Source organism: Streptomyces sp. NPDC058295 (assembly GCF_042880655.1).
Lineage (GTDB): Bacteria > Actinomycetota > Actinomycetes > Streptomycetales > Streptomycetaceae > Streptomyces > Streptomyces coriariae.
This window is the reverse complement of sequence record NZ_JBHVYO010000007.1, coordinates 244604-267289: the sequence shown is the minus strand read 5'-3', so window position 1 is coordinate 267289 and position 22686 is coordinate 244604. Positions and strand designations below refer to the sequence as shown.

Here is a 22686-nt window from a genome sequence, read left to right as displayed (position 1 = left end):
GGCGCTGGCCGATGCCCAGCGCCTGCGCGCCGCGCGTGGCCTCGGCCAGCCATCGTTCGGAGTCGTCGCCGATCTCCACCAGGCCCAGGTGACAGAGCAGTTCCAGATACGCGTCGCCCCGTCGGCGCACCGCCCGCAGAGCGGCCAGCGCGCTGTCCACGTCACGGCGCACCACGCCTCGGCCGAGGAGCACCGCCTCGCGTGTCATGGGGGAGCCCACCTCCTCGTCCAGCGCCTCCAGTTCCTCCAGCACCCGCTCCATGGCCTGCGGCAGAGCTTCCAGCAGAGCGAACGACAGATACCGCACCAGCACCTTCTCGATGCCGGAGAGCAGGCCGCTGCGCCGAGCCCGCCGCACCTCGTCGAGCGCCCCCTCCATCGCCTCCTCCACCTGGCCCGACCAGTACCGCACACCCAGCCTCGCCCAGGCGACGAGCGGGTGGGTCACGGTGCCGGGGACCAGCTCCAGCCACGCCCGTGCGTGCCCCAACTGCCCGCGCGCACAGTGGATATCGGCAGCGAGCGCCCGGGCGGCCTGCGCGGGGCCGGCGTCGACGCCGCGGGTCCGGCTGCGCGCCTCGATCCGACGGGCGGACGCCAGCGCCCGGTCCCAGTCCCCTTGCAGATAGGCGCGCACCATGGAGCCGTACAGTGCGGCGGTGCTGTTCCCCGCCCCCGGGTAGCGGTCCCCGAGCACGGCGGCCAGGGCGCCGGCCAGGTCCGCGTGTGCGGTCGCGTTCCGGAGCCGGTCCAGGGTCCGTACGCCGTCCGCACCGGGCGGCAGCAGGCCCGACAACCCGTCGCGACTGCCCGCGGCCCCGGCCAGCAGCCGGAGTTCCGCCGCCGAGGGCAGTGGCCCCGACTCGCGCCGGGGGCCGGCGGTGGCAGGCCCGCGGAGGACCTCCGCACCCGGGCGGGGCGTCACCGGGCCGAGCCCGTACGGACCGACGAGCGCCCCGAAGCCGGCCACGGCGGGCGGGTACTCCACCGCTGCACGGCCGTGGGGACCGGCGACGAGGTCGCCCGGCGGTAACCGGTGCTCGTGCAGCGCCGCCAGCGCCCACACCCGGGCGACGTGCTCCAGCCCCTCCCGGTCCCGTTCGGCAGAAGGCGTGGCCAGGCAGGCGAACAGCGGTTCGCCCAGGGCCAGCGCACCGGGGTGATCGGCGTGGCGCAGGCTCAGCTCGGCGGACTCGCGCAGCACGCCGGGGGTCCTGCGGTCGTGCGGCGGCAGGCGGCGGAGCGCCCAGGAGTAGGCGCGGACCGATCGCGACCAGTCGGACCTGGCGTCCGTACGGGCCGCCGCCAGCAGCACGTCCACCGCGAGGGCGTCGTCCAGCTCGGCCCCGGTGGCGGCCACGTGATCGGCCAGCCGGGGACAGCCGCCCCCCGCCGTCTCCGCGCCCAGCCGATCGGTCAGCGATCGGGTGATCAGGGCGTGCAGCGACGACACGGCATGACGAGTGGGCAGCGCGCGCAGCGCCGCCGCGAGGGCCGGAACGGCGAACGCGATGCGGCGGTCCTCGTCCACGGTGAGAATCCCGTCCGCGACCAGTGGGGTCAGCGTGCGGTCGACGAGACCGGCCCGGCGCGGCCCGCCCGGCTTCAGCCGGTGCAGATCGTCGAGCCGTATCTCGGCGTGCTCGAGGTTGCGGGCCACCGCGGCCGCCGCGTCCAGGGCCGCGGCGTCCGGGGGGCCGGCCGACCAGCAGAGCCGGCTCAGTCGCGCCACGTCCGTGGTGAGTCGCAGCGCCTGTTCCGGCTCGGTCAGGCACACATGACCGTCGAGCTCCAGGAAGTCGCCGCGCTCCGCCATCGAGTCGAGCACCGACAGCACGGCCCCGGGGGTGCCCGCCATCGGACCCAACGCCCGCACCACCGCCGTCACCAGGGCCGGTTCGACCGGGCGGCCGAGGTGCCGCACCACGAGGGACTCCACGTCGGCGGGCCGCAGCGGCGGCAGTTCGAGCAGCCGGTCGGCCGCCGCGGTGAGCTGGTGGGCACCGTCGTCTCCCGGGTGTGCGGGCCGGCCGGCCAGCACCATCGGCACGCCGGCCGGACGGAAGACGCGCAGCAGCAGGCCGAGGGCGGACGCCGTGGGTGACGGCATCCGCTCGACGTCGTCGATCACCAGCGCGAAGGGAAGGTGACGGGCCGCGTCCGCGATCACCTCGCCGAGCGTGGACAGCAGGGTCAACTCGCCGCCGCGGGCGCTGTTGCGCAGCCGGGTCCGGCGGACGGCGCCGGTGCGGGCCGGGCTCCAGCGGTCGTGGACCTTGGTCAGCACTTGGTGGACGCCATCGGCGAGAGCAGCTGCGCCGGGCGCGTTATCCCCGTCGTGACAGCGCAGGCGCAGGACCCTGGCGCCTTGCCCGACCACCGTTCGGCGGGCCTGTTCCAGCACGGCGGTCTTGCCCGTTCCGGCTCCGCCGACGAGCAGCAGGGTGCGCGCCGAGGCACCGGTGGACAGGAGCGTGTCGGTGACTTCCCGGATCTCGCTGTCCCTGCCGACGACGGGCCCGCACTTCGGCACGCCCACTCCTCCTGGTCCGGTACTGCGCGTATGAACGGCCGACCGGAGCAGGAACGTTCGCGGCACGGTGCTTTCGGAGCCCGCTGCCCGACAGGAGATGATCATACGGAATGGCCATAATGGTGCGCGGTGTTGACGGCCGGCCGCGGGGCCGCCGGCGACACGGCACGCGGTCGGGTCCGGTGTCACCCGCCTCGCCCACGTCGTCGAAAAGAACGTCGAAAAGAACGTCGAAGAGAACGTCGAAGAGAACGCGGTGGACCATGACTGCTCCGTCCGAAAGCCCCTGGCTGGTCCACGGGGGAACGGCCGCGAGCCTCGACCGCACGACCGGCTGCCCGGTCGGCCGCGAGCGGGAGTCGGACGAGGTCCGGGACCGCCTCGGGGATCCGGCCGGACCGCGCCTGGTGCTCGTCCGGGGCGAACGAGGGGCCGGGCGCAGCGCGTTCCTGCACGCACTCGGCGAACGGCTGCGCGCCGAAGGGACGCCCGTGCTCGCGGTGGGCTGCGTGCCGGGCGACGACGCACGGCCGCTGCTGCTCGCGCTGCGGCTGGTCATGGCACTGGAGGAGCACCTCTCCGGCCCGGCACACCAGCGCGCGGCCAAGCCGGTCACCGAGGCGCTGCACGCGGCCGAGCGGCGCGACGGGACCGCGATGGCCGCACTGCTGCGCGCCGCCCTGGCGCGGTCCGCGCCCGTGGTCGTCGAGTTGGACGACCTCCACCTTGCCGACGCGGATTCGCTGGCCGTGCTCCGCGGGACCGACTTCGCGCGCGTGCCGTCCCCGGTCCGGCTGCTGGCCTCCGCGGTGGGTCGCGGTGAGCGGAGCGCCCGATGCCGCAACGGTCACGGGGCGGCACCCGATGCCGCCGGCGCCGCGGCCGGCAAGGGCCGGACGCCACCGCACCACGGTCTCGGCGCCCTGGAACAGCAGGGAGACATGCCGAGGGCGCACACGATCGTGCTCTCCCGTCTCGGGCCGGACGAGACGACCGCGGTGGTGGCACGGCGGTTACGGGCGACACCCGACAGCGGTCTGTCCCGGCGGGTACGGGAGTTGACACACGGGGTTCCCGGCGCGATCGACGCCCTGCTCACCGGGTGGACCCGGGAAGGGGCGATCCGGGTGGCCGACGGTCACGCCTTCATCGGGGTGCGGACACCGACGCCGGTGCTGCCGGACGGTGACCGGTTCGTCGGAGCCCTCGACGCGCTGAGTGAGCCGTGCCGGGTGGTGGCCGGGGCGCTGAGCATCCTGTGGCCGCTCGGCGGACAGGCCGCGGAGCTGATCACCGCGGCGACCGGACTGTCCGCCGAGACGGTCGGCGACGCCATCCGTGAACTGACCGACGCGGAGATCGTCGACGTCGGGCCCGGGTCCGGCGCCGCCGCGGCAGGCGGCTGGACGTTCACCGTCGCGCTGACGGCACACGCCGTCCGCGAGCGGCTGGGGCCGCTGGAACGCAGTCGGCTGTCCGCCACGGCGGTGGAGGCGGTGTGGGCGGCCCGGGACGCGGCGGGCATCGCCTCCGAGACGGGGCCACCGGTGGTGACGCTGTCCGACGAGGCGGACGCGGTGGCCTACCTGGCGGACCGGGTCGCGGAAGCCGGGCACCTGGTCGACCGCGACCGTGCGGTGCTGGAGTTGACGGCCGCCGCGAAGCGGCTGCACCCCGACTCCGAGGGCAGGGGAGTGCTCCGGTGGTGCCGGGCGGTCGGCAACCTCGTCGAGCGGCCCCAGGACCGCGTCCCGGCCCTGCAGCGGTACGCCAAGGCCGCCTACCAGGCGGGGGACTACCGGACCGCACGGACCATCGCCGAGTCGATCCTGCGCAACCTGGCGGACGTGCTGGGCCCTCATGCGCTGCAGGACACCGCGAACCTCTTCACGGCGGCGACCGCCAACGACTCGGACTGGCGGGCGCTGTCCCGGCTGGCCACGGCGGAGTGGTGGGACGAACTGCGGCTGCCGGGCCTGGTCCCGGTGACCGGCCGGGCGCTGGCCCTGTGCGGGCTGGCGAGGTGGCGGGAGGCGCTGGACCTATTGGCCCGGACGGAAGAGGTGTGGGCCACCGACGTCCGTGGCCGGGTGAAGCCCGACTACTTCCGGGCCGTGGCGGAGATGGTGCTGGGCCGGCCGGAGCGGTTCAGACGCGCGCTGGCCCTCTCCGAGGCCCCGAACCTCGGTGTCGAGCACGTGTACGCGTTGGCCACCACCATGTTCGACGAACTGCTCAGCGGCCGGGACCTGCACGCGGCGGAAGACCTGTCGGCCGCACAGGGCCTGGCCCCCGGCAGGCTGCCCCCGCACAGCGTGTTCCTCCGGCGCCATCTCCAGGGCCGCTGGGACGAGGCGTTGGAACCGGCCCGCTGGATGCTGGCGAACAACCGGATCCACACGCCCGCGGCGGACGGCTGTCTGATCCCCGCCCGCACCGCGGAGATCCTCCTGGCCCGGGGCCGCACCACCAGCGCCCGTCGCCTCCTCGACAGCGTGCGCGACCGGGGCGAGGGCCGTCCGCAGTACTCGCTGGACGCTGTCGAGGCCGAGGTACAGCGGGTACTCGGTGATCCGGACGGCGCCGAGAAGACGCTGCGGCGCGGCCTGGACGCGGCGGACGCCCACGGACATGTCGCCGGCGTCGACGAGCTGTGGGCCGCCCTCGCCGAGGTGTACGCGGAAAGGGGACACACCGGCGCGGCGCTGACCTCTCTGGAACGCCTGGAGCGGATCTCCGACCGGACGGGCAGCGGACGGACGCGACTGAGATTCCTGCTCGCGTCGGCCCGCGTGCTGCGGCAGGACTCTCCCGGCACCGCCCGGGACGGCCTGCGGGAGGCGGTGGACCTGGCACGCTCGCGCAGCCAGCCGTTCGAGACGGCCGTCACCCTCGTCGCCGCGGCCGATGCCGGCGCGGGGCCGCCCACGCTGCTGCACGAGGCGTACGAACTGTTCGGGCGGACCGGCTCCGCCCTGGCGCGCTTCCGCACCAGGGCCGCCATGCGGGAGGCCGGAATCACCGTCCCGGGGCGCGCCCGGGCCACCGCCGAGAACGAGCGGCTGCTCGCGACCCTGATCGCCGAAGGGCTCACCAACCGCCAGATCGCCACGGTGCTGCGGCTCAGCGAGGACGCGGTGGCCAACCGGCTGTCCCGGCTGTTCGCGCGCACCGGACTGAGGTCCCGCACCGAGGTGGTCACGGCCGTGCTCACCGGCCCGGCCGACCGCCGGCTCGCGCTCGAGCCGTGGTCGAGTTCGTCTGCGGCGCACCTTGTGTAATCTGAAAATTAACCTTTCGCGTGTATTTGACTTCGTCAGGCTTGCGCGCCCGATCCGGCGCCGCGTGGGCGAAAGGTAGTGCGGTTGTATGTACCGTGCTAGGCTTCAGGCTAGTTGCAGTTGTGGTTCCCGAAACTTCAAGTGCCTCGGCGGCTGTCTGCCGCCGGGCATTTTTGTATATCCGGTGCTTATCCGGACGGGGTTCATTGTGGCAACGCATGGGTTCACACGGTGTGAACCTCTGGGCACTGCCCCGAAGGAGATGTGACATGGCTACTGGCACCGTCAAGTGGTTCAACTCGGAAAAGGGATTCGGTTTCATCGAGCAGGACGGCGGCGGCCCCGACGTTTTCGCTCACTACTCGAACATCGCCACCCAGGGCTTCCGTGAGCTTCAGGAAGGCCAGAAGGTGAACTTCGACGTCACGCAGGGCCAGAAGGGCCCGCAGGCGGAGAACATCACGCCCGCCTGACGCGAAAGCGTATGAGGCAGCTGGGGCCCGCACCGTGTGGTGCGGGCCCCAGCTTGCTGCTTTCAAGGATTCCGAAGATTCTCATGGAATTCTTTCAGTCTCATTTTCGGCTCGTGCTTGCGATGCATCCGGCTCATTGTTGGTCCTGCCGGGAATTCCTCGATGCGTGCCCCTCGAGGAAGGTTCTCCGTTGAACCGTTCAGCTCGCACGAATGACCGTTCCGAGTTCGCGCTCCCGGTCACCTTCACCCCCGCACTCCCCGCCGCCGCGACCTTCGGTGAACTGGACATGCCCGCCGAGTTGCTGGAGCTGCTCGCCGGGCACGGCCTGACCGAGCCGTTCCCGATCCAGGCCGCCACGCTGCCGAACTCGCTCGCGGGCCGCGACGTCCTGGGCCGTGGCCGCACCGGCTCGGGCAAGACGCTCGCCTTCGGCCTGGCGCTCCTGGTGCGCACGGCCGGCCGGCGTGCCGAGCCGAAGAAGCCGCTGGCCCTGGTCCTCGTCCCCACCCGCGAGCTGGCCCAGCAGGTGAGCGACGCGCTCACCCCGTACGCCCGGCTGCTGAAGCTGCGGCTGGCCACCGTGGTCGGTGGCATGTCGATCGGCAGGCAGGCCGGCGCGCTGCGGGCCGGGGCCGAGGTGGTCGTCGCGACGCCGGGCCGCCTCATGGATCTCGTCGAGCGCAAGGACTGCCGCCTGGACCGGGTGGACATCACCGTCCTCGACGAGGCCGACCAGATGGCGGACATGGGCTTCATGCCGCAGGTCACCGAGCTCCTCGACCTGGTACGTCCCGACGGCCAGCGCATGCTGTTCTCGGCCACGCTCGACAGCAACATCGACCTCCTGGTCCGTCGCTACCTCCATGACCCGGTGGTCCACTCGGTCGACCCGTCGGCGGGCGCGGTCACCACGATGGAGCACCACGTCCTCCAGGTGCACGGCGCCGACAAGTACGCCACCGCCACCGAGATCGCCGCCCGCGACGGGCGCGTGCTCATGTTCCTCGACACCAAGCACGCCGTCGACCAGTTCACCCGGCACCTGCTGGGCAGTGGCGTCAGGGCCGCCGCACTGCACGGCGGCAAGTCGCAGCCCCAGCGCAACCACACCCTGGCCCAGTTCAAGGACGGCCGCGTCACGGTGCTGGTGGCGACCAACGTCGCGGCCCGCGGCATCCACATCGACAACCTCGACCTCGTCGTCAACGTCGACCCGCCCGCCGACGACAAGGACTACCTGCACCGCGGCGGCCGTACGGCTCGCGCCGGCGAGTCCGGCAGTGTCGTCACGCTGGTCACCCACAGCCAGCGCCGGGACATGGCCCGTCTGCTGTCCGACGCGGGCATCAGGGCGCAGATCACACCGATCCGTTCCGGCGAGGCCGAGCTGAGCCGCATCACCGGCGCCCAGGCTCCCTCCGGCGTCCCCATCGGCGGCAACGGGCCGGCCGCCGCGGAGCGTCCGACGCGCGGCGGCGCTCCCTTCCGCGGTATGGGCACCCGCCCGGGGCGGCCCGGCCGCGGTGGCGAGTCCCGCAAGGCCGCCGACGCCCGCCAGGCCGCCGAGGCCCGCGCGGCCGCCCGGGTGCGCCGGGGCGCCTGACCCCCGCCGGGCCGGGCCGTCGACCCCTCGGGCCCGCCGTGCGCCGCTGCCACCCGGCGGAGCGAGACGGTGCCGGGGGAGGGGTTCTGCCCGTGTGGCGTGCCGGTGGCGCGGCGCTAGTGTCGTCGGCATGAGCGAAGACTCCCAGCGCCTCGTCACCATCGAGCGGACCGGCGCCGGCCGGTTCACCGCGACGAACGTCCGCGGTGGCACGATCGGCTTCGGTACCCGCTCCGACTCCGACGGCGGCACCGCCTTCACCCCGGTCGAACTCCTGCTCGCGGCGATCGGCGGCTGCACCGCCGCCGACGTCGACGTGGCCACCGGCCGGCACGTCGAGCCTGCCGGGTTCACCGTCACCGTGACCGGCGAGAAGGTCGGCGACGAGTTCGGCAACCGGATGACCGACCTCGCGGTCACCTTCTCCGTCAGCTTCCCCGAGGGCGCCGCCGGCGACCGGGCCCGCGCGATCCTGCCCCGGGCGGTCGCGATCTCCCACGACCGGCAGTGCACCGTCAGCCGCACCATCGAGATCGGCACTCCGGTCACCGTGACCGTCACGGACGCCTGACCGCGCCGCGACACCGCCGACTCGTTCTCTGCGGGCCGGTGACAAGCGTGCCGTCGCGTGCTGCGTTCTTGTGAGCACTTCCCGAGCACCCGCGCTCCACGGCCCTACCGTCCGGCTATGAAGACGAGTCGTAGCAGAGGAAGGACGTGGCGCGGCGCGGTACTTGCGGTGCTGCTGACCACGGGGGCACTCACCGCGGCCGCCCCGGACGCCCCGGCCGCCCGGTCGGACGGCGCACGGACCGAGACGCCCGTGCCGTCGACGCACCCGGCCGACGGCGTGACCGAGTCGGTGGTCCGGGTGAAGGTGCCGTTGCCGAGGTCCTTCGGGGACCGGCCGGCGGCCTGCGACCAGCTGTCGTACCTGCGCTACCGCTCCGCCGAAGGACCGGCGGCGTCGGCCGACGCCGACCGGATCCTGGTGGCCCAGCCGGGCATCCTGGAGGGTGCCGGAGCCTTCGACAGCGTCGCCCGGGGCACCGTCGCGAAGGCCGCCGCGCAGGGGCGGCACATCGAGTTCTGGGCCCTGGACCGGCGCTCCAACTGCCTGGAGGACCGCACCGGCATCGCCTCCGGCGACCAGCACACCGCCGTCGACTACTACTACCGGGCCGAGCCGGTCGACGGCCGGGTCTTCGGCGGCTTCGTCGGCGACGACCGGCTCGGATGGATGGCGAAGCTCGGCATCGAACAGACCGTGCGGGACGAGTACGACCTGCTGGTCCACGAACTGCCCGACCAGGGCCTGCGCCGGAGCAAGGTGCTGTGCGGCGGGCACTCGCTGGGCGGGGTCGTCACCGGGTACTTCGCGGCGGCCGACTTCGACGGCGACCCCACCACCCCGGCGGACGCGGGACAGAACCAGTGCGCCGGCTACTTCGCGCTCGACACGACGATCTCCACCTCGCTGGCCGACCTGAGCGGCAGCCTGCCCGACGACACCAACCTGCCGGACGTCGGGCTCGGCTACGCGGCGGTGCAGGCGGGGCTCGACACCGGGCTGGTGCCGCGCTCGCTGTCCGCGCCGGTGCTGCTCAACCCGGAGACCATGACCCTGCTCGCCATCGCCGGTCTGGGCGCCGTGCGCGACCCGGACGCCGAGGCGGACCTGCCGGCCTATCTGCCCCCCGGCATCAACATCGAGGCCACCAACCGCTTCCTGTTTTCGAAGGACGCCGCCGCCTTCCTCACCGGCTCCCCCGGGGTGAAGGACTTCCGGCTCACCAACGCCACGGTGCTCGGCGCGCTGATGGACGACAACTCCGTACCGCTGGCGTTCCTCCAGAGCAGCGTGGGCTTCTTCGACGGCGGCCCTGTCACGGACAAGAGCTTCCCCGTGGCCAACGGCGGCACGCAGCCGACGCCGTTGTTCGGCGTCGGGTACAAGGCCATCCCCGCGCAGCCCCACGGGCCGCTGTACACCTGGCGCGACTACGACCGGGTCGGCGACGCGGACGATCCCGGGTACCGGTCGGCCGACGGTACGCCCTTCACCGACGCGGGCAAGGAGGTCACCGACCTCCAGGAGCTGGCCCGCAGCCTGGCGGAACAGCCGCTCGACTTCACCGAGCAGTACTTCCCGACCAAACTGGTGACCGACATCCAGCTCGCCACATCACCACAGGTCAGGAAGCTCGTCGTCCACCCCACCGGGCTGACGGCCCGTCCGACGCTCACGGTGCTCGCGGGCGACGGACTGCTCGCGGGCCGCATCCCGGCCGACCTGCACCCGGTCGTCGCCCCGGGCTACCAGCACCTCGACGTGCTGACCGCGGCGCCAGTGCAGAACGACGGGCTGCCCGAACCCGTGTCCGGCGCTCTCTCGGTGTTCGCCCGCACTCCCCGATAGCCGTCGCGGCACACGTCCGAAGGGCCCGGGAGGATCTCCTCCCGGGCCCTGCCGTGAGCCGGCGTGCCGGTACGGTCAGACCTTGCCGGCGGCGAAGGTGGCCGCCGAGGTGGCGTCGGTGGTGTAGCCGAGATGCGCCAGTACGTCGTCGCCGCCGTTCTCGCAGACCGGGTCACCGGTGGCGCAGAAGTCGATGGTGCGGCTCTGGTAGGTGCCGGTGACGCTCTTGCCGAGGGCCCGGATCGGGTTGCCGAACAGCAGGACCGCGGCGACCCTCGGCTCGACCGCCGCCGGGAGGGTCGCGACGATGGGGCTGCCGACCACCGCGCCCGCACTGCTGATGCCGATGGAATTGTCGACGACATTCGCGCCCTGCGAATATCCGACGAGAATATAACGCTGGTTCGGGCAGGCCGTCGCCTGCGCCTTGACGTGGTTCACCAGATCCGCGTTTCCCTGCGCTGCCGAGGTCAGGGAAAGGTCCGCGGGATAGTTCACCGCATAGCTCGACAGGCTTTTCCCCGTCAGTTTCCTCTGGAGCGCGGAGAGCACCGGATCGCCGACGATCAGGCCGAGCGTGCCCGGCTCGAAGGTGCCGCGAGCGGCCACGACGTCGATGTCCGCGCAGGCGGCGGCGGATGCGGTGGGCGCCGAGAGAGTGACGATTCCAGCCCCGCCGACGAGCGAGAGCGCGGCGAGGCACAAGCGGATACGCATGGGAATCCTTTGCGGGTGGGGCGCGAGCAGCGCCTGATGAAAAGGACAGTCCCGAAGGTATTCGCGTTTCCTTGCCGGGTGTTATGGACGGGAATTCAGAAAGTCCGCTTGTTTTTGTTCCGGGGTGAGTGGGCCGGGCCGGTGCGGTGCCGGTGTCCGTCAGGATGTGCCCGTCAGGAGTGGCTCGCGGAGCGCAGGGCGAGGATCAGCTCCAGGCGGGCGCCGGGATCGTGCAGGGCGTCGCCGAAGAGCTTCTCCAGCTGACGCAGGCGGTAGCGGACCGTCTGCGGGTGGATGTGGAGCCGGGCGGCGACATCGGGCACGTTGCTGCCGCTGAGCAGCCAGGCCAGCAGGGTCTCGGCCAGCCGGGCACGCTGGCCCTCGGAAGCGGCGTCGAGGGGCGCGAGGGCCCGCGTCCGCAGGTGGGCGAGGAGCGGCTCGTCACTGTGCAGCAGCAGGGTCGACAGATGGTCCGCGCACCGCACCACGCCCTGCCGGGGCAGGATCCCGCGGCCCATCAGCCCCAGGGCCCGGGTGGCCCAGCGCAACGACTGCGCGGCCTCGGTGACGGGGACCGTCGGGCCGATCGCCGCCGGACGGCCCTGGAGGCCCAGCAGGAACGACCGGCCGCCGAACCGCCCGGAGCCCTCCGGGTCCGGTACCAGCACGCGGGGCGGCCGTGACCCCATGTCCGTCAGCGCCCCGGGCATCACCGGTGGCCCGTCCGCCGCGTGCGGGTCCGCGCTGGCCGCCAGCGTGACGACGGCGACCTGCGCGGGCACCCGCCAGCGTGCGCCGTGCGCCAGGTCCTGCACCGCCTCCGGGGACACCGGCCCGTCGCCCAGCAGCAGGTCGAGCAGACGCCGGCGGCGCCGCTCCAGCTCGTCCGTGCTGTGCGACCGTGCCTCCGCGTAGCCCGCGGCGGCCGCCTCCGCGACCTCGTGCACCGTCCGGAAGGCCAGTTCGCCGAGGGTGGCCACGGCGGTGGAGTCCAGCCCGAGTTCCTCCGCCGTACGGCCCATCAGCCGCCAGGCGTGCAGCCCGCCCACCCGCAACGCGGACTGCAACGCGTCCAGACTGCGGCCCTCCAGGGCCTCGCCGCGCCCGAGTTCGTAGTACGTCGCGGCGATGGCGGCTCCCTGGCCGCGCGGGTCGGCGATGTGGTCGACGAACAACGTGAGCGCCTGCACCACTCCGGCCCGGAGATTGCGGCCGTAGATCCCGTCGGCCGGCCGCGCGTACTCGGGGACCTGCCGGCGGACCTCCTCCTCCACCTCGTCGGCGACGCCGTCCAGCCGGTCGCGCAGCAACTCGGCCAGGTCGGGCGGAACCGAAACGGTCCCGGGGTCGGTGGGCACGCCGCGCGGGGTGGGGACAGCCACGACGGACACTCCTTTCACCCGGAGGCGGCTCGCCCACGCGCCGTTGCCCGTGGGACGAGGGGGACGTCCTGTGTTGGACGGACGTCCCCTGCGCTCCGTTCCGTGCCCCGGCTGCACCGACATCACTCCGGCACCCCCAGCGCACCGGCGAGCATCGGCCACGAGGCGGTGAACTCCCGCTTCCAGTACGTCCAGCTGTGTCCTCCTCCCGCGTAGTAGTGGGTGGTGGCCGCGATGCCGAGGAGCCCGAGGAGATCGGTGAAGGCGTGTGCGGAGAGCCACAGGGTGCTCTCCAGCGCCTCGGGCAGCCAGTCGCCGATGCCGCCGACCACCCCGCTGCCGCTGGAGACGTACAGGGGAGTGCCGCGCAGCCCGGCTGCCCGGGCGCGCGGATTGAAGTCGCGCCAGGTCAGGGCGTTGAGCAGCGGACTGCCCCAGAGCGAGTGCGGGGCCAGGTTCTCGCGGGCCACGATGGCGTCCAGGAGGGCGGGCACGCCGGGGGCGGTGGTGTCGAGGATGCCGCTGTAGGAGGCCGCGGCGGTGAACGTGCCCGGGTGGCGGGCCGCGTGCGCCATCGCGCCGTAGCCTCCGGTGGAGACCCCGGCGACGGCCCGCACGCCGGACGCCCGGTAGTCGCGGGCCAGCAGCGCCGGGACCTCCTGGAGCTGGAAGGTCTCGTAGTCGGGTCCGCCGCGCCACGCGGTGGGGATGCCCGTGGGGCCCGCGTCCGGCATGGCCACGATCAGGTCGCGGCCCTCGGCGAAGGCCTCGATGTCCGTCTCCCGGGTCCAGGACGTGTAGTCGTCGTGGGCGCCGTGCAGGAGATACAGGACGGGGTAGGTCCGGGTGGGCCGGGCGTCGAAGTCCGACGGCAGGATCAGCCGGACCGGCGCGCTGCGGCCCAGGGCGGCCGAGGACACGGACACGTCGAAGGTGCGCGGCCCCAGTCGGGTCGCGGCCCGGGCGCGTCCCGTGGCGGCGGTCGCGCCGAACAGGGCGGCCAGGCCGGTGGCCGCCGCGGCCCTGGTGACGGCGCGGCGGGACGGTCGGGCGGTGTGCTGCGGCATGGCGGCTCCTCAGTCCGGTTCAGCGGGTCCGCTCGGTGGGGCGAGCAGCCGCCGCAGATGGGCGGCGACCTCGTCGACGTGCGGAGGGTCGAGCAGCGAGAGGTGGTGCCCCGGGACCGGTACGACCGTCAGACGCGGGCACACCTCGTCCCAGCCGAGGGACTCGTCGTCCCGTTCGTACGCCGGGTCGCGCACGGTGTGCGGGGCCGGCTCGGTGGCCCGGTACAGGACCACGCGGCCGCCGTGGCGGCCCGGACGATGGGCCTCGCCGACCCGCAGGTCCAGGTAGGAGGCACGTTGGTGCTCCAGCGCCGCGGCCGGTACCTCGACGGCGCCGCGCAGGGTCCGCAGCACCAGATCGATGCGCTCGCGGTCGTCGTCCATGGCCGCGAGTTCGTCGTACGGCAGCCGCAGGACTACGCCGTAGGTGTCGGCGATGTGCCGGGCGAAGCCCGTGAAGTGCGTGCGGAGCCGGTCGGCCCCCGTGCGGTCGGATCGCAGGAGGGGCCGCACCGAGTCGATGAGCACGACCAGCGGCACCGCCCGTCCGGCGGCGGTGAGCTGCCGGGCCGTCTCCTGGGCGAGGAAGCCGCCGAAGGACCAACCGCCCAGCAGCAGCGGGCCGTCGGGATGGACCGCGGTGATCGCCTCGGCGTAGCGGCGCGCCTTCTCCGGCACGGTAAGGGCGTCCTCCAGCCGTTCCAGCCCGTGCACCGGACGGTCGTCCCCGAGCCGTTCGGCGAGTGCGCGGTAGACGTCGGCGCCGCCGCCGGCCGCGGGGAACAGGAACAGCGGCGGCCGGGAGCCTCCGCTGCGCAGCGCCCGCAGCGGAGCGGACACCTCCGTCTCGTCCCCGGCGGCTTCCGGCGTGGGAAGGGCCTGCCGGATGCGGTCGGCCACCTCGTCGACGGTGGCGGCGCCGAGCAGGTCGCGCAGCGGCAGGTCGACCCGGAACTCCCGTTCCACAGCGGTGCGGATACGGACCGCCATCAGCGAGTCCAGGCCGAGGTCGGCCAGCGCCGTGGCAGGTGTGACGCGGGCCGTCGGATGGCCGGTGACGGCGGCGATGTGGTGGCCGAGCCGGGCGGCGACCGAGACCGGGCCGTCGTCCTGCGCGCCCGGTGCGGCGGGCTCGGCCCATCGCCCCGCCGCCGCTGCCGGCGCCGCGACGGGGGCCCGCCCGTCCGTCCACCAGTACCGCGTGTGCCGCCAGCGCGGTGCGGGCACGTCGACGACCCGGCCGGGCGGACGGGGCAGGGGCAAGGGCAGACCGGCCGCGTACAGGGCGCCCAGCTCAGAGAGGAACCCGGCGCAGCCGTCCGCGTCGCGGCGCAGGGTGCCCACCGCGAGGGCGCCGGGCACCGTGTCGGTCACCGGCCGGGCCAGGACCGGATGCGGCGAGATCTCGACGAAGGCGGTGTGGCCGTCGGCGGCGGCCGCCGCGAGGGCCCGGTCCAGACGCACGGGACGGCGCAGGTTGGCGGCCCAGTGGGCGGCGTCGAACCGGCAGTCGCCGCGCGGGTCGTCGAGCACGGTGGAGTAGACCGGGATGCGCGCGGGCCTGCCCCGGACGTCGGCGAGGGCGTCGGTCAGTTCCGGCAGCAGCGGGTCCACCTGGGGCGAGTGTCCGGCGCCGACGACCCGCATGGCGCGGACGGCGCGGCCTTGCCCCTCGAGCCGGCGCACGAGCCGGGTGACCGCATCCTCGTCCCCGGTGACGACCTTCTGCCGGGGCGAGGAGTGGACGGCGACCCGGACGCCCGGGAACTCACGCTCCAGGTCGGCCAGTTCGCCGTCGTCCAGGTCGACGACGGCCATCGCGCCGCCGTGCAGCCCGCTCAGCAGCCGGGCCCGCACGGCGACGACCCGGGCGGCGTCCGAGACGTCCAGCGCGCCCGCGCAGACGGCGGCAGCCACATCGCCCATGGAGTGACCGATCACGGCCGCCGGTTCGGCGCCGTACGAACGCCACAACTCGGCGAGTGCCAACTGGACTCCGAACAGCACGGGTTGGGCGATCTCCAGGTCGTCGAGCGCCGCTCCGGAGGCCAGCCGGTCGTGGAGCGAGAAGCCGCATGCGACGGCGAGCCGCGCGTCGAGCTTCTCCACGGCGGCGGCGAAGGCGGGTTCCTCGGCCAGCAGCCGGCGCCCCATGCCGGCCCACTGGCTGCCGTACCCGGAGAACACCCACACCGGGCCGCGCCCGACCCGGTCGCGGTCGCCGGTCAGCACCCGCGCGTGCGGCCGGTCCTGCGCCAACGCGCCCAGGGCGTCGGCCAGTTCCTCCCGGTCATCGGCGACGACGGCGGCGCGAACCGGCCCGCGCCCGGTGCGTCCGGCGAGCGTACGGGCCACGTCGGCCGGACGGGCTGCGCGGCCCCCGGGCGTGCGGAGCCACCCGGCGAGCCGGGCCGCGGTGTCCCGGACCCGCTCGGTGTCGACGTCGGACAGCAGGTGCAGCCGGGCGGCCGGCTCCTCGGCCGGCGGCGGAGGCAGCCTGTCGGGCCGCCATTCCTCCAGTACGGCATGGGCGTTGGTACCGCCGAACCCGAAGGCCGACACCCCGGCGGTGGCCGTGCCGCCGTAGCGGGGCCACGGCTCGGGCTCGGTCACCACCCGCAGTCGCACATCCTCCAGGGCGCTGCCGTGCGCGCAGTGCAGCGACGGCGGAACGCGGTCGTGATGCAGTGCGAGGACCGTCTTCACCAGGCCCGCGATGCCCGCCGCGGACTCCAGGTGCCCCAGGTTGCCCTTGACGGAGCCGAGCAGCAGCGGCTGGTCGGGGCCGCGGCCCGGGCCCAGGACCGTGCCGAGCGCGCCCGCCTCGATCGGGTCGCCGAGCGGGGTACCGGTGCCGTGCGCCTCGACGTAGTCGATCCGCGCGGGGGACAGCCCGGCCCGCGCGTAGGCGGTGCTCAACAGGGCCCGCTGGGCGGCCGGGTTGGGGGCGAGGAGACCGTTCGAGCGGCCGTCGGAGTTCACCGCGGTGGCCCGGACGACCGCGAGGACGCGGTCACCGTCGCGCTCCGCGTCGGACAGCCGTTTCAGCAGCACGGCCGCGCACCCCTCGCCGCGTCCGATCCCGTCGGCCGCCGTGGAGAACGGCTTGCAGCGGCCGTCCGGCGCGAGGGCGCCCGCCCGCGCGAAGGCGACGCCGACGACGGGCGACAGCAGCAGGTTGACCCCGGCGGCGATCGCCAGGTCGCTCTCGCCGGTGCGCAGACTGACACAGGCGTGGTGCACGGCCACGAGCGAGGACGAACAGGCGGTGTCGACGGCCATGCTCGGCCCGCGGGTGTCCAGGACGTACGCCAGCCGGCCCGCGGTCACCCCGAGCGCCGCGCCCGCCGGGGCCCATGGATCGACGGCGTCCGCTCGGGCGCCGGTGAGCTGGCCGTACTCCGTGGCACAGACGCCGACGAAGACGCCGGTGGTCGTTCCGGCGAGGGCGGCGGCCGGGACGGCGGCGTGGTCGAGCGTCTCGTGGACGACCTCCAGGAGCATCCGCTGCTGCGGGTCCATCACCGTGGCCTCGCGCGGTGTGATGCGGAAGAAGTCGGCGTCGAACCCGGCGATGTCGTCGAGGTAGCCGCCGCTCGTGGGCGCGTCGGCGGGCGGGAAGGCGGTGAAGTCCCGCCACCGGTCCGCGGGGACCGGCCCGATCGCGTCGCTCTCGTCGCCCAGCAGCCGCCAGAAGTCGGCCGGGCCGCGCACCCCACCGGGCAGCCGGCACCCCACCCCGATGACCGCGACGGGCTCGTCGAGCGCGGCCGGGGGAGGGGCCGCGGGCGTCGCGGGGAGGTGCCCCTCGGCCGGGCCGCGCAGCTGCGCCACCAGCGCTTCCAGCGTGGGCGCCGACCAGAGCAGCGTCGCCGGCAGCTCGCGGCCCGTCAGCCGGGACAGTTCCCCGGCCAGGCCGACGGCGTCCCGCGAGGACATCCCGAGGTCGGCCAGCGGCAGGTCCATCGGCACCCGGGCGTCGCCGGTGCCGCTCCAGGCGGCGATCCGCTCCGCGATCAGGCGGCGCAGCGCGTCCTCGTCGACGGCGCTCACCGCGCGGTCCCCGCCGCGAAGGCGCCCTCCATATACCGGGCCCGGGCCAGGGACCGCGCGACCTTTCCGCTGGACGTCCGGGGTACGGCGCCGGGAGCGACCAGGACGACATCGGCGAGCCGCAGGCCGTGCCGGGCGGAGACGGCCGCGCGCACGGCCCGGGCCAGGGCCGGTACGTCGATTCCGGCGAGCCGGGTGGCCCGCGTGTGCTCGGCCACCACGACCACCCGCTCACCCGCGTCGCCCGGGACACCGAAGGCGGCGAGCCGGTCGCGCCGCACCGCCGGATGCGCGTCCTGGACGGTGGCCTCCACGTCCTGCGGGTAGTGGTTGCGGCCGTCGACGACGATGAGGTCCTTCAGCCGACCGGTGACGACCAGCTGTCCGTCCAGCACCGTCCCCAGGTCGCCGGTGCGCAGCCAGCCGCCCGGGGCGTCGGCCGGCCGGGCACCGAAGACACGCCGGCTCTGGGCCTCGTTGTTCCAGTAACCGCGCCCCACGTTGGGGCCCCGCACCCAGATCTCGCCGACCTCCCCCTCGCGGAGGGAGTCGCGGGAGATGGGATCGACGACGCGGACCTGCTGGCCCGCCGGGGTGCCGCAGCCCGCCAGCCGCACGGCGTCGGCGTCGTCGGGCCGCGCGGGCAGGGCCTTGCCGGCGGCGAGTGCGTCCCGGTCGAGGGCGAACCGGCGCAGCGGCTCACCGGGCCGGGCGGCGCTCACGAAGACGGTGGCCTCGGCCAGCCCGTACGACGGACAGTGGACGTCCGCGGCCAGCCCCTGGGCGGCGAACGCCGCGTGGAAGCGGTCGGCGGTGCCGGGCCGGACCGGTTCACTGCCGTTGATCAACGCGGCGACGCCGTCGAGACGCAGCTCCGCCTTCTGCGCGTCGGAGACGGCGGAGACGCAGTAGTCGTAGGCGAAGTTGGGCGCGGCGCTCAGCGCGCGCGGATGTGCGGCGAGGAGCCGCAGCCAGCGGGCCGGTTCGTGCAGGAACGCGGCCGGGTCCATGAGCACCGACAGACGCCCCTGGACGACGGGAGCGGCGACGCTCAGCACGAGTCCCATGTCGTGGTAGAGCGGCAGCCAGCCCACGCAGGTCACCGGGGCCGCGTCGGCGCCGTAGGCGGTCAGCGCCTGGCGGGCGTTGGCGACCACGTTGGCGTGGGTGATCTCCACGCCCGCCGGGGCCCGGGTGGATCCGGAGGTGTACTGGAGATAGGCGGTCGCCCCGGGGTCCGGCGCGGCCACCGGCCGGTCCCCGGTGGCGGTGCCGGGGATCCGGTCCACGGCGACGACCGGCACCTGCGCACCCGCGCAGAGCTCCGCCACCTCCGCCATGGCCCGGCCCGTGGTCACCACGACCGCGGGACGCGCGTCGGCCAGCACCCCGGTGAGCCGGTCCCCGTGCCCGGGCAGGCCGGGCGGATACAGCGGTACGGCGACCAGCCCGGCGGCCAGCGCCGCCAGGAAACCGGTGACGTACTCCGTTCCCTGCGGGCACAGCAGTGCCACCCGCGCCCCGGGCTCGGCCTGCTCGGCGAGCCGGGCCGCCAGCGCCCGCACCCGGCTGTCCAGACTCCGCCAGGTCAGCGTGCGGTGTACGCCCAGCGAGTGCGGGGCGGGGTGGTCGACGAAGGTGAACGCCCGGCGGTCGGGGGCGGTTTCGGCCCAGTGCCGCAGGTACTCGGGCAGAGTCCGGTACGCGGGCGCGAGCGGGGGGCTGCTGTCCATCGGGCGTGGCTCCTCACGGCGCGGTGTCGGCTGGCGGGTCGGGCGATCAGAGCGGGATGTTGCCGTGCCGGCGCTCCGGCATCGGGGCGCGCTTCCCGCGCAGCGCGCGCAGGGCACGGCACAGGTGCGCGCGGGTGTCGCGCGGGGCGATGACGGCGTCGACGTACCCGCGTTCGGCGGCGGGGTAGGGCGTCCCGTGGGTGGCCTCGTACGCGGCGACGAGACGGGCGCGCAGCGCCTCGGGGTCGTCGGCCGCGGCGAGTTCACGCCGGTGCAGCACGCCGACGGCGCCCTCCGCGCCCATGACGGCGATACGGGCGGTGGGCCAGGCGAGGTTGAGGTCGGCGCCCAGGTGTTTGGAGCCCATCACCGCGTAGCCGCCCCCGTACGCCTTGCGCACCACCACCGTGATCTTCGGGACCGTCGCCTCCGCGTAGGCGTACAGCAGCTTGGCGCCGCGCCGGATGATGCCGGCCTGTTCCTGGCTGACCCCGGAGAGGTAGCCGGGGACGTCGGCGAAGGTGAGCAGGGGGATGCCGAACGCGTCGCAGAACCGCACGAACCGCGCGGCCTTCTCGGAGGCGTCGATGTCCAGGACGCCGGCCGCGTGCATCGGCTGGTTGGCGACGAGCCCGACGGTGGCGCCCTCGACCCGGGCCAGCGCGCAGATGATGTTCGGCGCGAACAGCTCCTGCACCTGGAGGAGTTCGCCGTCGTCCACGACCGCGTGCAGGAGGTCGCGCATGTCGTAGGCCTGGCCGGTCCGGTCGGGGACCAGGGTGTCGAGCCGGGCCCCGTCGGCGGCGGGCGTGGGAGCGTACTGCGGTGGCCGCCCGAGGTTGTTGGCGGGCAGGTACGACAGCAGGTCGCGCACGGTGTCGAGGGCGTCCTCCTCGTCGACGGCCAGGAAGTGGGCGTTGCCGTTGACGGAGTTGCTGGCGCGGGCGCCGCCCAGCTCCTCGGCGGTGGTGCGCTCGCCGGTGACGGCCTCGATGACGTCGGGCCCGGTGACGAACATGTGCGAGACGCCGTCCACCATCACGGTGAAGTCGGTGATGGCCGGCGAGTACGCGGCGCCGCCCGCGCAGGGGCCCAGCACGACCGAGATCTGCGGGATGACCCCGGACGCCCGCACGTTGCGGCGCACCAGCTCGGCGTAGAGGGCGAGCGAGGAGACGCCCTCCTGGATCCGGGCGCCGCCGGAGTCGTTGAGCCCGACGACCGGACAGCCGGTCTTCAGCGCGAGGTCCATGAGGGCCACGGTCTTCTCACCGAAGGCCTCGCCCATGCTGCCGCCGAAAACCGTGGAGTCCTGGGCGAACACACAGACCGGCCGCCCGTCGACCGTGCCGTACCCGGTGACGACCCCGTCCCCGTAGGGCCGGCGGGCATCGTCCCCCGTGGACCGAGCCCGGACGAACCCGCCGGTCTCCGTGAAGGAGCCCTCGTCCAGGAGGCGTTCGATCCGCTCTCGCGCACCGAGGGCCCCGGCTCTCCTGGGTGTGCCCGGCACCACCGCCCGCGCCTGACGGCGAGCCAGGTCGGCGATGCGGTCGGCGGTACGGTCCGCCGCACTCGTCGCTGTCGTTGTCGCGGTGCCATTCGCCGTCTCCGTCCCCGTCGCCGTCGCCGTCGCCAGGGATGTTGTCGCCTCTCGCGTCACAGCCACCTCCGAAGTGGTTCTCGAATATGGCAGCGACGCGGGAGGGAACCGGAGGGATCACCGTTCTGTTTGCGTGAGTTGAGTCCTCGGGGACGCGACTTCGTCCTGGCGTGACAAGGCCGCCGTCGCCGGACGCTCGCGCGGTGCGGCAGCGGCGGGGCCAACCACGTGGTGAACCCCGCGAGTTGAGGTGGCGCGGCGCTCGGGGACGGCGGCCCCGGGATCGCGCGCGTCGCAGTGCCCCCGTCGTTCGCCACGGGCGGGGCCTGGGATAGGGTCCGACCGGTTCCGGCTACCGAATGACGACGCGCCGGTACGGGGAGTGTCGGAGGGCGGCAGAGCGATGGAATCGCAGGTGGGTGACGGCGGATCCGTGGACCTGGACGGCGCGCGGCTGGAGACGATGACTCCGGAACCGCTGCTGACCCGGGACTACGAGACGCGCCCCTCGCTCGTGTACGAGCGGCTCAGGCAACAGCACGGTCCGGTCGCGCCGGTCGACCTGCTGGGAGTGCCCGCCTGGCTGGTCCTGGGCTACCGCGAGTCGCTCGAGGTGCTGCAGGACGACGCCGGGTGGCCCAAGGGGCTGGAGAAGTGGCGGGCCCGCTCGGAGGGCAGGGTGCCGGCCGACTGGCCGCTCGGACCGTCCCTCGAGGTCAACCACGTGCTGATCCAGGGCGGCCCCGGTTACCGGCCGCTGCGCACGGCGTGGGACGCGGCCCTCAAGCCGTTCCAGGACCCGCGCCACCCGCAGGCCAAGCGGCTGAAGACGGCCGTCGGCGCCTACGCCGACGAACTGATCAGCCTGGTGGGGCAGGCCGGCGGCACGGGCTGGGCGGACCTGTCCGCCCAGTTCTCCCGGCCGCTGCCGCTGATGGTGGCCAGCCGTCTGCTCGGCTTCCCCGGTTCGCAGGGCGACGACGCGCTGATGGACATGTGGCGGGTACTGGACGCGGGCCCGGACGCGGAACCCGCCCTGGAACGGCTGCTGGCGGCGCTGGCCGAGCTGGCGGCGGGCAAGCTGGAGAAGCCGGGGGAGGACTTCCCCTCGTACCTGCTGGCCGCGCATCCCGACCTCTCGCTCGACCAGCTCGCCCGCGAGTTGTTCATGCTGCTGGGCATGACCTCCGACCATGTCGGCATCCTCATCTCCAACACCGTGGTCGAGGTCATCTCGGGTGAGGGCGGCGTGCGGGCCAGCCTGTCCGCGGGGATGGTCAGGGAGAGCATGAACCGGGTGGTCATGCGCAAGCCGCCGCTGGTGAACTTCGTGCCGCGCTTCGCGGCCGAGGACACCCGGCTCGGGAACTACACGATCCGGGCCGGCGACCCGGTCTGGGTCTCCTCCGCGGCGGCGCACGCCGACCCGCTCTTCGCCGACCACGTGGAGTCGGGCCCCACGGTCAGCACCCGGGCGCACCTGGCCTGGGGCGCGGGCCCCCGCCAGTGCCCGGCGCGTGAGCTCGCGTCGACGGTCGCGGCGGTCGGCGTGGGCCGGCTCTTCGAGCGGTTCACCCACCTGGACCTCGCCCTCCCCGCCGATCAACTGCCCTGGCGTTCCTCGCCGTTCATGCGCGGCCTGCGCTCGTTGCCCGTGCGGTACGAACTGGCGACGATGCCCGAGCCGCCGTCCCCGCGGGCCCCGGCCGAGGAACCGGCCGGGATCGGCCTGCCCGATCCGGCGGTCCGGCAGCGCTCGTCGCTGTGGCGCTATCTGACGGGCCTGATCGGCGTGGGCCGCTGACCCCGGGACGGCGGC

The 22686-nt window shown here is 74.2% G+C and carries 13 protein-coding genes; 6 read left to right on the top strand and 7 right to left on the bottom strand.

Annotation, left to right across the window (positions count from 1 at the left end; all coding sequences use genetic code 11):
• Positions 1-2533, bottom strand: a 2533-nt coding sequence (locus ACFVYS_RS10630; protein ID WP_389500736.1) for an AAA family ATPase, incomplete at its 3' end; no start/stop codon positions are given.
• Between the two features lie 263 nt (positions 2534-2796).
• Between ACFVYS_RS10630 and ACFVYS_RS10625 the strand changes: the two genes are divergently transcribed.
• The 5 genes from ACFVYS_RS10625 (at position 2797) to ACFVYS_RS10605 (ending at position 10312) form a co-directional block, all read left to right on the top strand.
• A complete protein-coding gene (locus tag ACFVYS_RS10625; protein WP_389500735.1) occupies positions 2797-5814 on the top strand; it encodes an AAA family ATPase in 3018 nt (1005 codons plus the stop codon).
• A 269-nt stretch (positions 5815-6083) separates the two neighbouring features.
• Entirely contained in the window at positions 6084-6287 is a 204-nt protein-coding gene (locus tag ACFVYS_RS10620) for a cold-shock protein (RefSeq protein ID WP_020125862.1), read from the top strand.
• Positions 6288-6477: 190 nt separating this feature from the next.
• On the top strand, positions 6478-7893 hold the full coding sequence (locus ACFVYS_RS10615; RefSeq protein WP_389500733.1) for a DEAD/DEAH box helicase: 1416 nt from the start codon (positions 6478-6480) through the stop codon (positions 7891-7893).
• A gap of 130 nt (positions 7894-8023) precedes the next feature.
• Entirely contained in the window at positions 8024-8464 is a 441-nt protein-coding gene (locus ACFVYS_RS10610; protein ID WP_389500732.1) for an OsmC family protein, read from the top strand.
• 117 nt (positions 8465-8581) lie between these two features.
• Positions 8582-10312: a hypothetical protein gene (locus ACFVYS_RS10605; RefSeq protein ID WP_389500730.1), complete on the top strand. Its 1731-nt coding sequence runs from the start codon at positions 8582-8584 to the stop codon at positions 10310-10312.
• Positions 10313-10387: 75 nt separating this feature from the next.
• On the opposite strand, the gene ACFVYS_RS10600 is transcribed toward ACFVYS_RS10605, so the two are convergent.
• The 6 genes from ACFVYS_RS10600 to ACFVYS_RS10575 all read right to left on the bottom strand — a co-directional run bounded on the left by ACFVYS_RS10600 (position 10388) and on the right by ACFVYS_RS10575 (position 20813).
• Complete coding sequence (locus tag ACFVYS_RS10600) at positions 10388-11029, bottom strand: cutinase family protein (RefSeq protein WP_389500728.1); 642 nt, start codon at positions 11027-11029, stop codon at positions 10388-10390.
• A gap of 173 nt (positions 11030-11202) precedes the next feature.
• Entirely contained in the window at positions 11203-12411 is a 1209-nt protein-coding gene (locus tag ACFVYS_RS10595; protein ID WP_389500726.1) for a PucR family transcriptional regulator, read from the bottom strand.
• A 122-nt stretch (positions 12412-12533) separates the two neighbouring features.
• Positions 12534-13478, bottom strand: coding sequence for an alpha/beta hydrolase (locus ACFVYS_RS10590; RefSeq protein ID WP_389500724.1), 945 nt, complete (start codon positions 13476-13478; stop codon positions 12534-12536).
• Positions 13479-13487: 9 nt separating this feature from the next.
• Positions 13488-17531, bottom strand: a complete 4044-nt coding sequence (locus ACFVYS_RS10585) for an acyltransferase domain-containing protein (protein ID WP_389500722.1) — start codon at positions 17529-17531, stop codon at positions 13488-13490.
• Positions 17528-19264, bottom strand: coding sequence for a fatty acyl-AMP ligase (locus tag ACFVYS_RS10580; RefSeq protein ID WP_389500720.1), 1737 nt, complete (start codon positions 19262-19264; stop codon positions 17528-17530). The genes ACFVYS_RS10585 and ACFVYS_RS10580 overlap by 4 nt, the downstream gene beginning before the upstream one ends.
• A gap of 46 nt (positions 19265-19310) precedes the next feature.
• Positions 19311-20813: an acyl-CoA carboxylase subunit beta gene (locus tag ACFVYS_RS10575; RefSeq protein WP_389500764.1), complete on the bottom strand. Its 1503-nt coding sequence runs from the start codon at positions 20811-20813 to the stop codon at positions 19311-19313.
• A gap of 457 nt (positions 20814-21270) precedes the next feature.
• Between ACFVYS_RS10575 and ACFVYS_RS10570 the strand changes: the two genes are divergently transcribed.
• Positions 21271-22671 carry a cytochrome P450 gene (locus tag ACFVYS_RS10570; RefSeq protein WP_389500718.1) on the top strand — a complete coding sequence of 467 codons (1401 nt, stop codon included), beginning with the start codon at positions 21271-21273 and terminating at the stop codon, positions 22669-22671.
• The last annotated feature ends 15 nt before the right edge of the window (positions 22672-22686 follow it).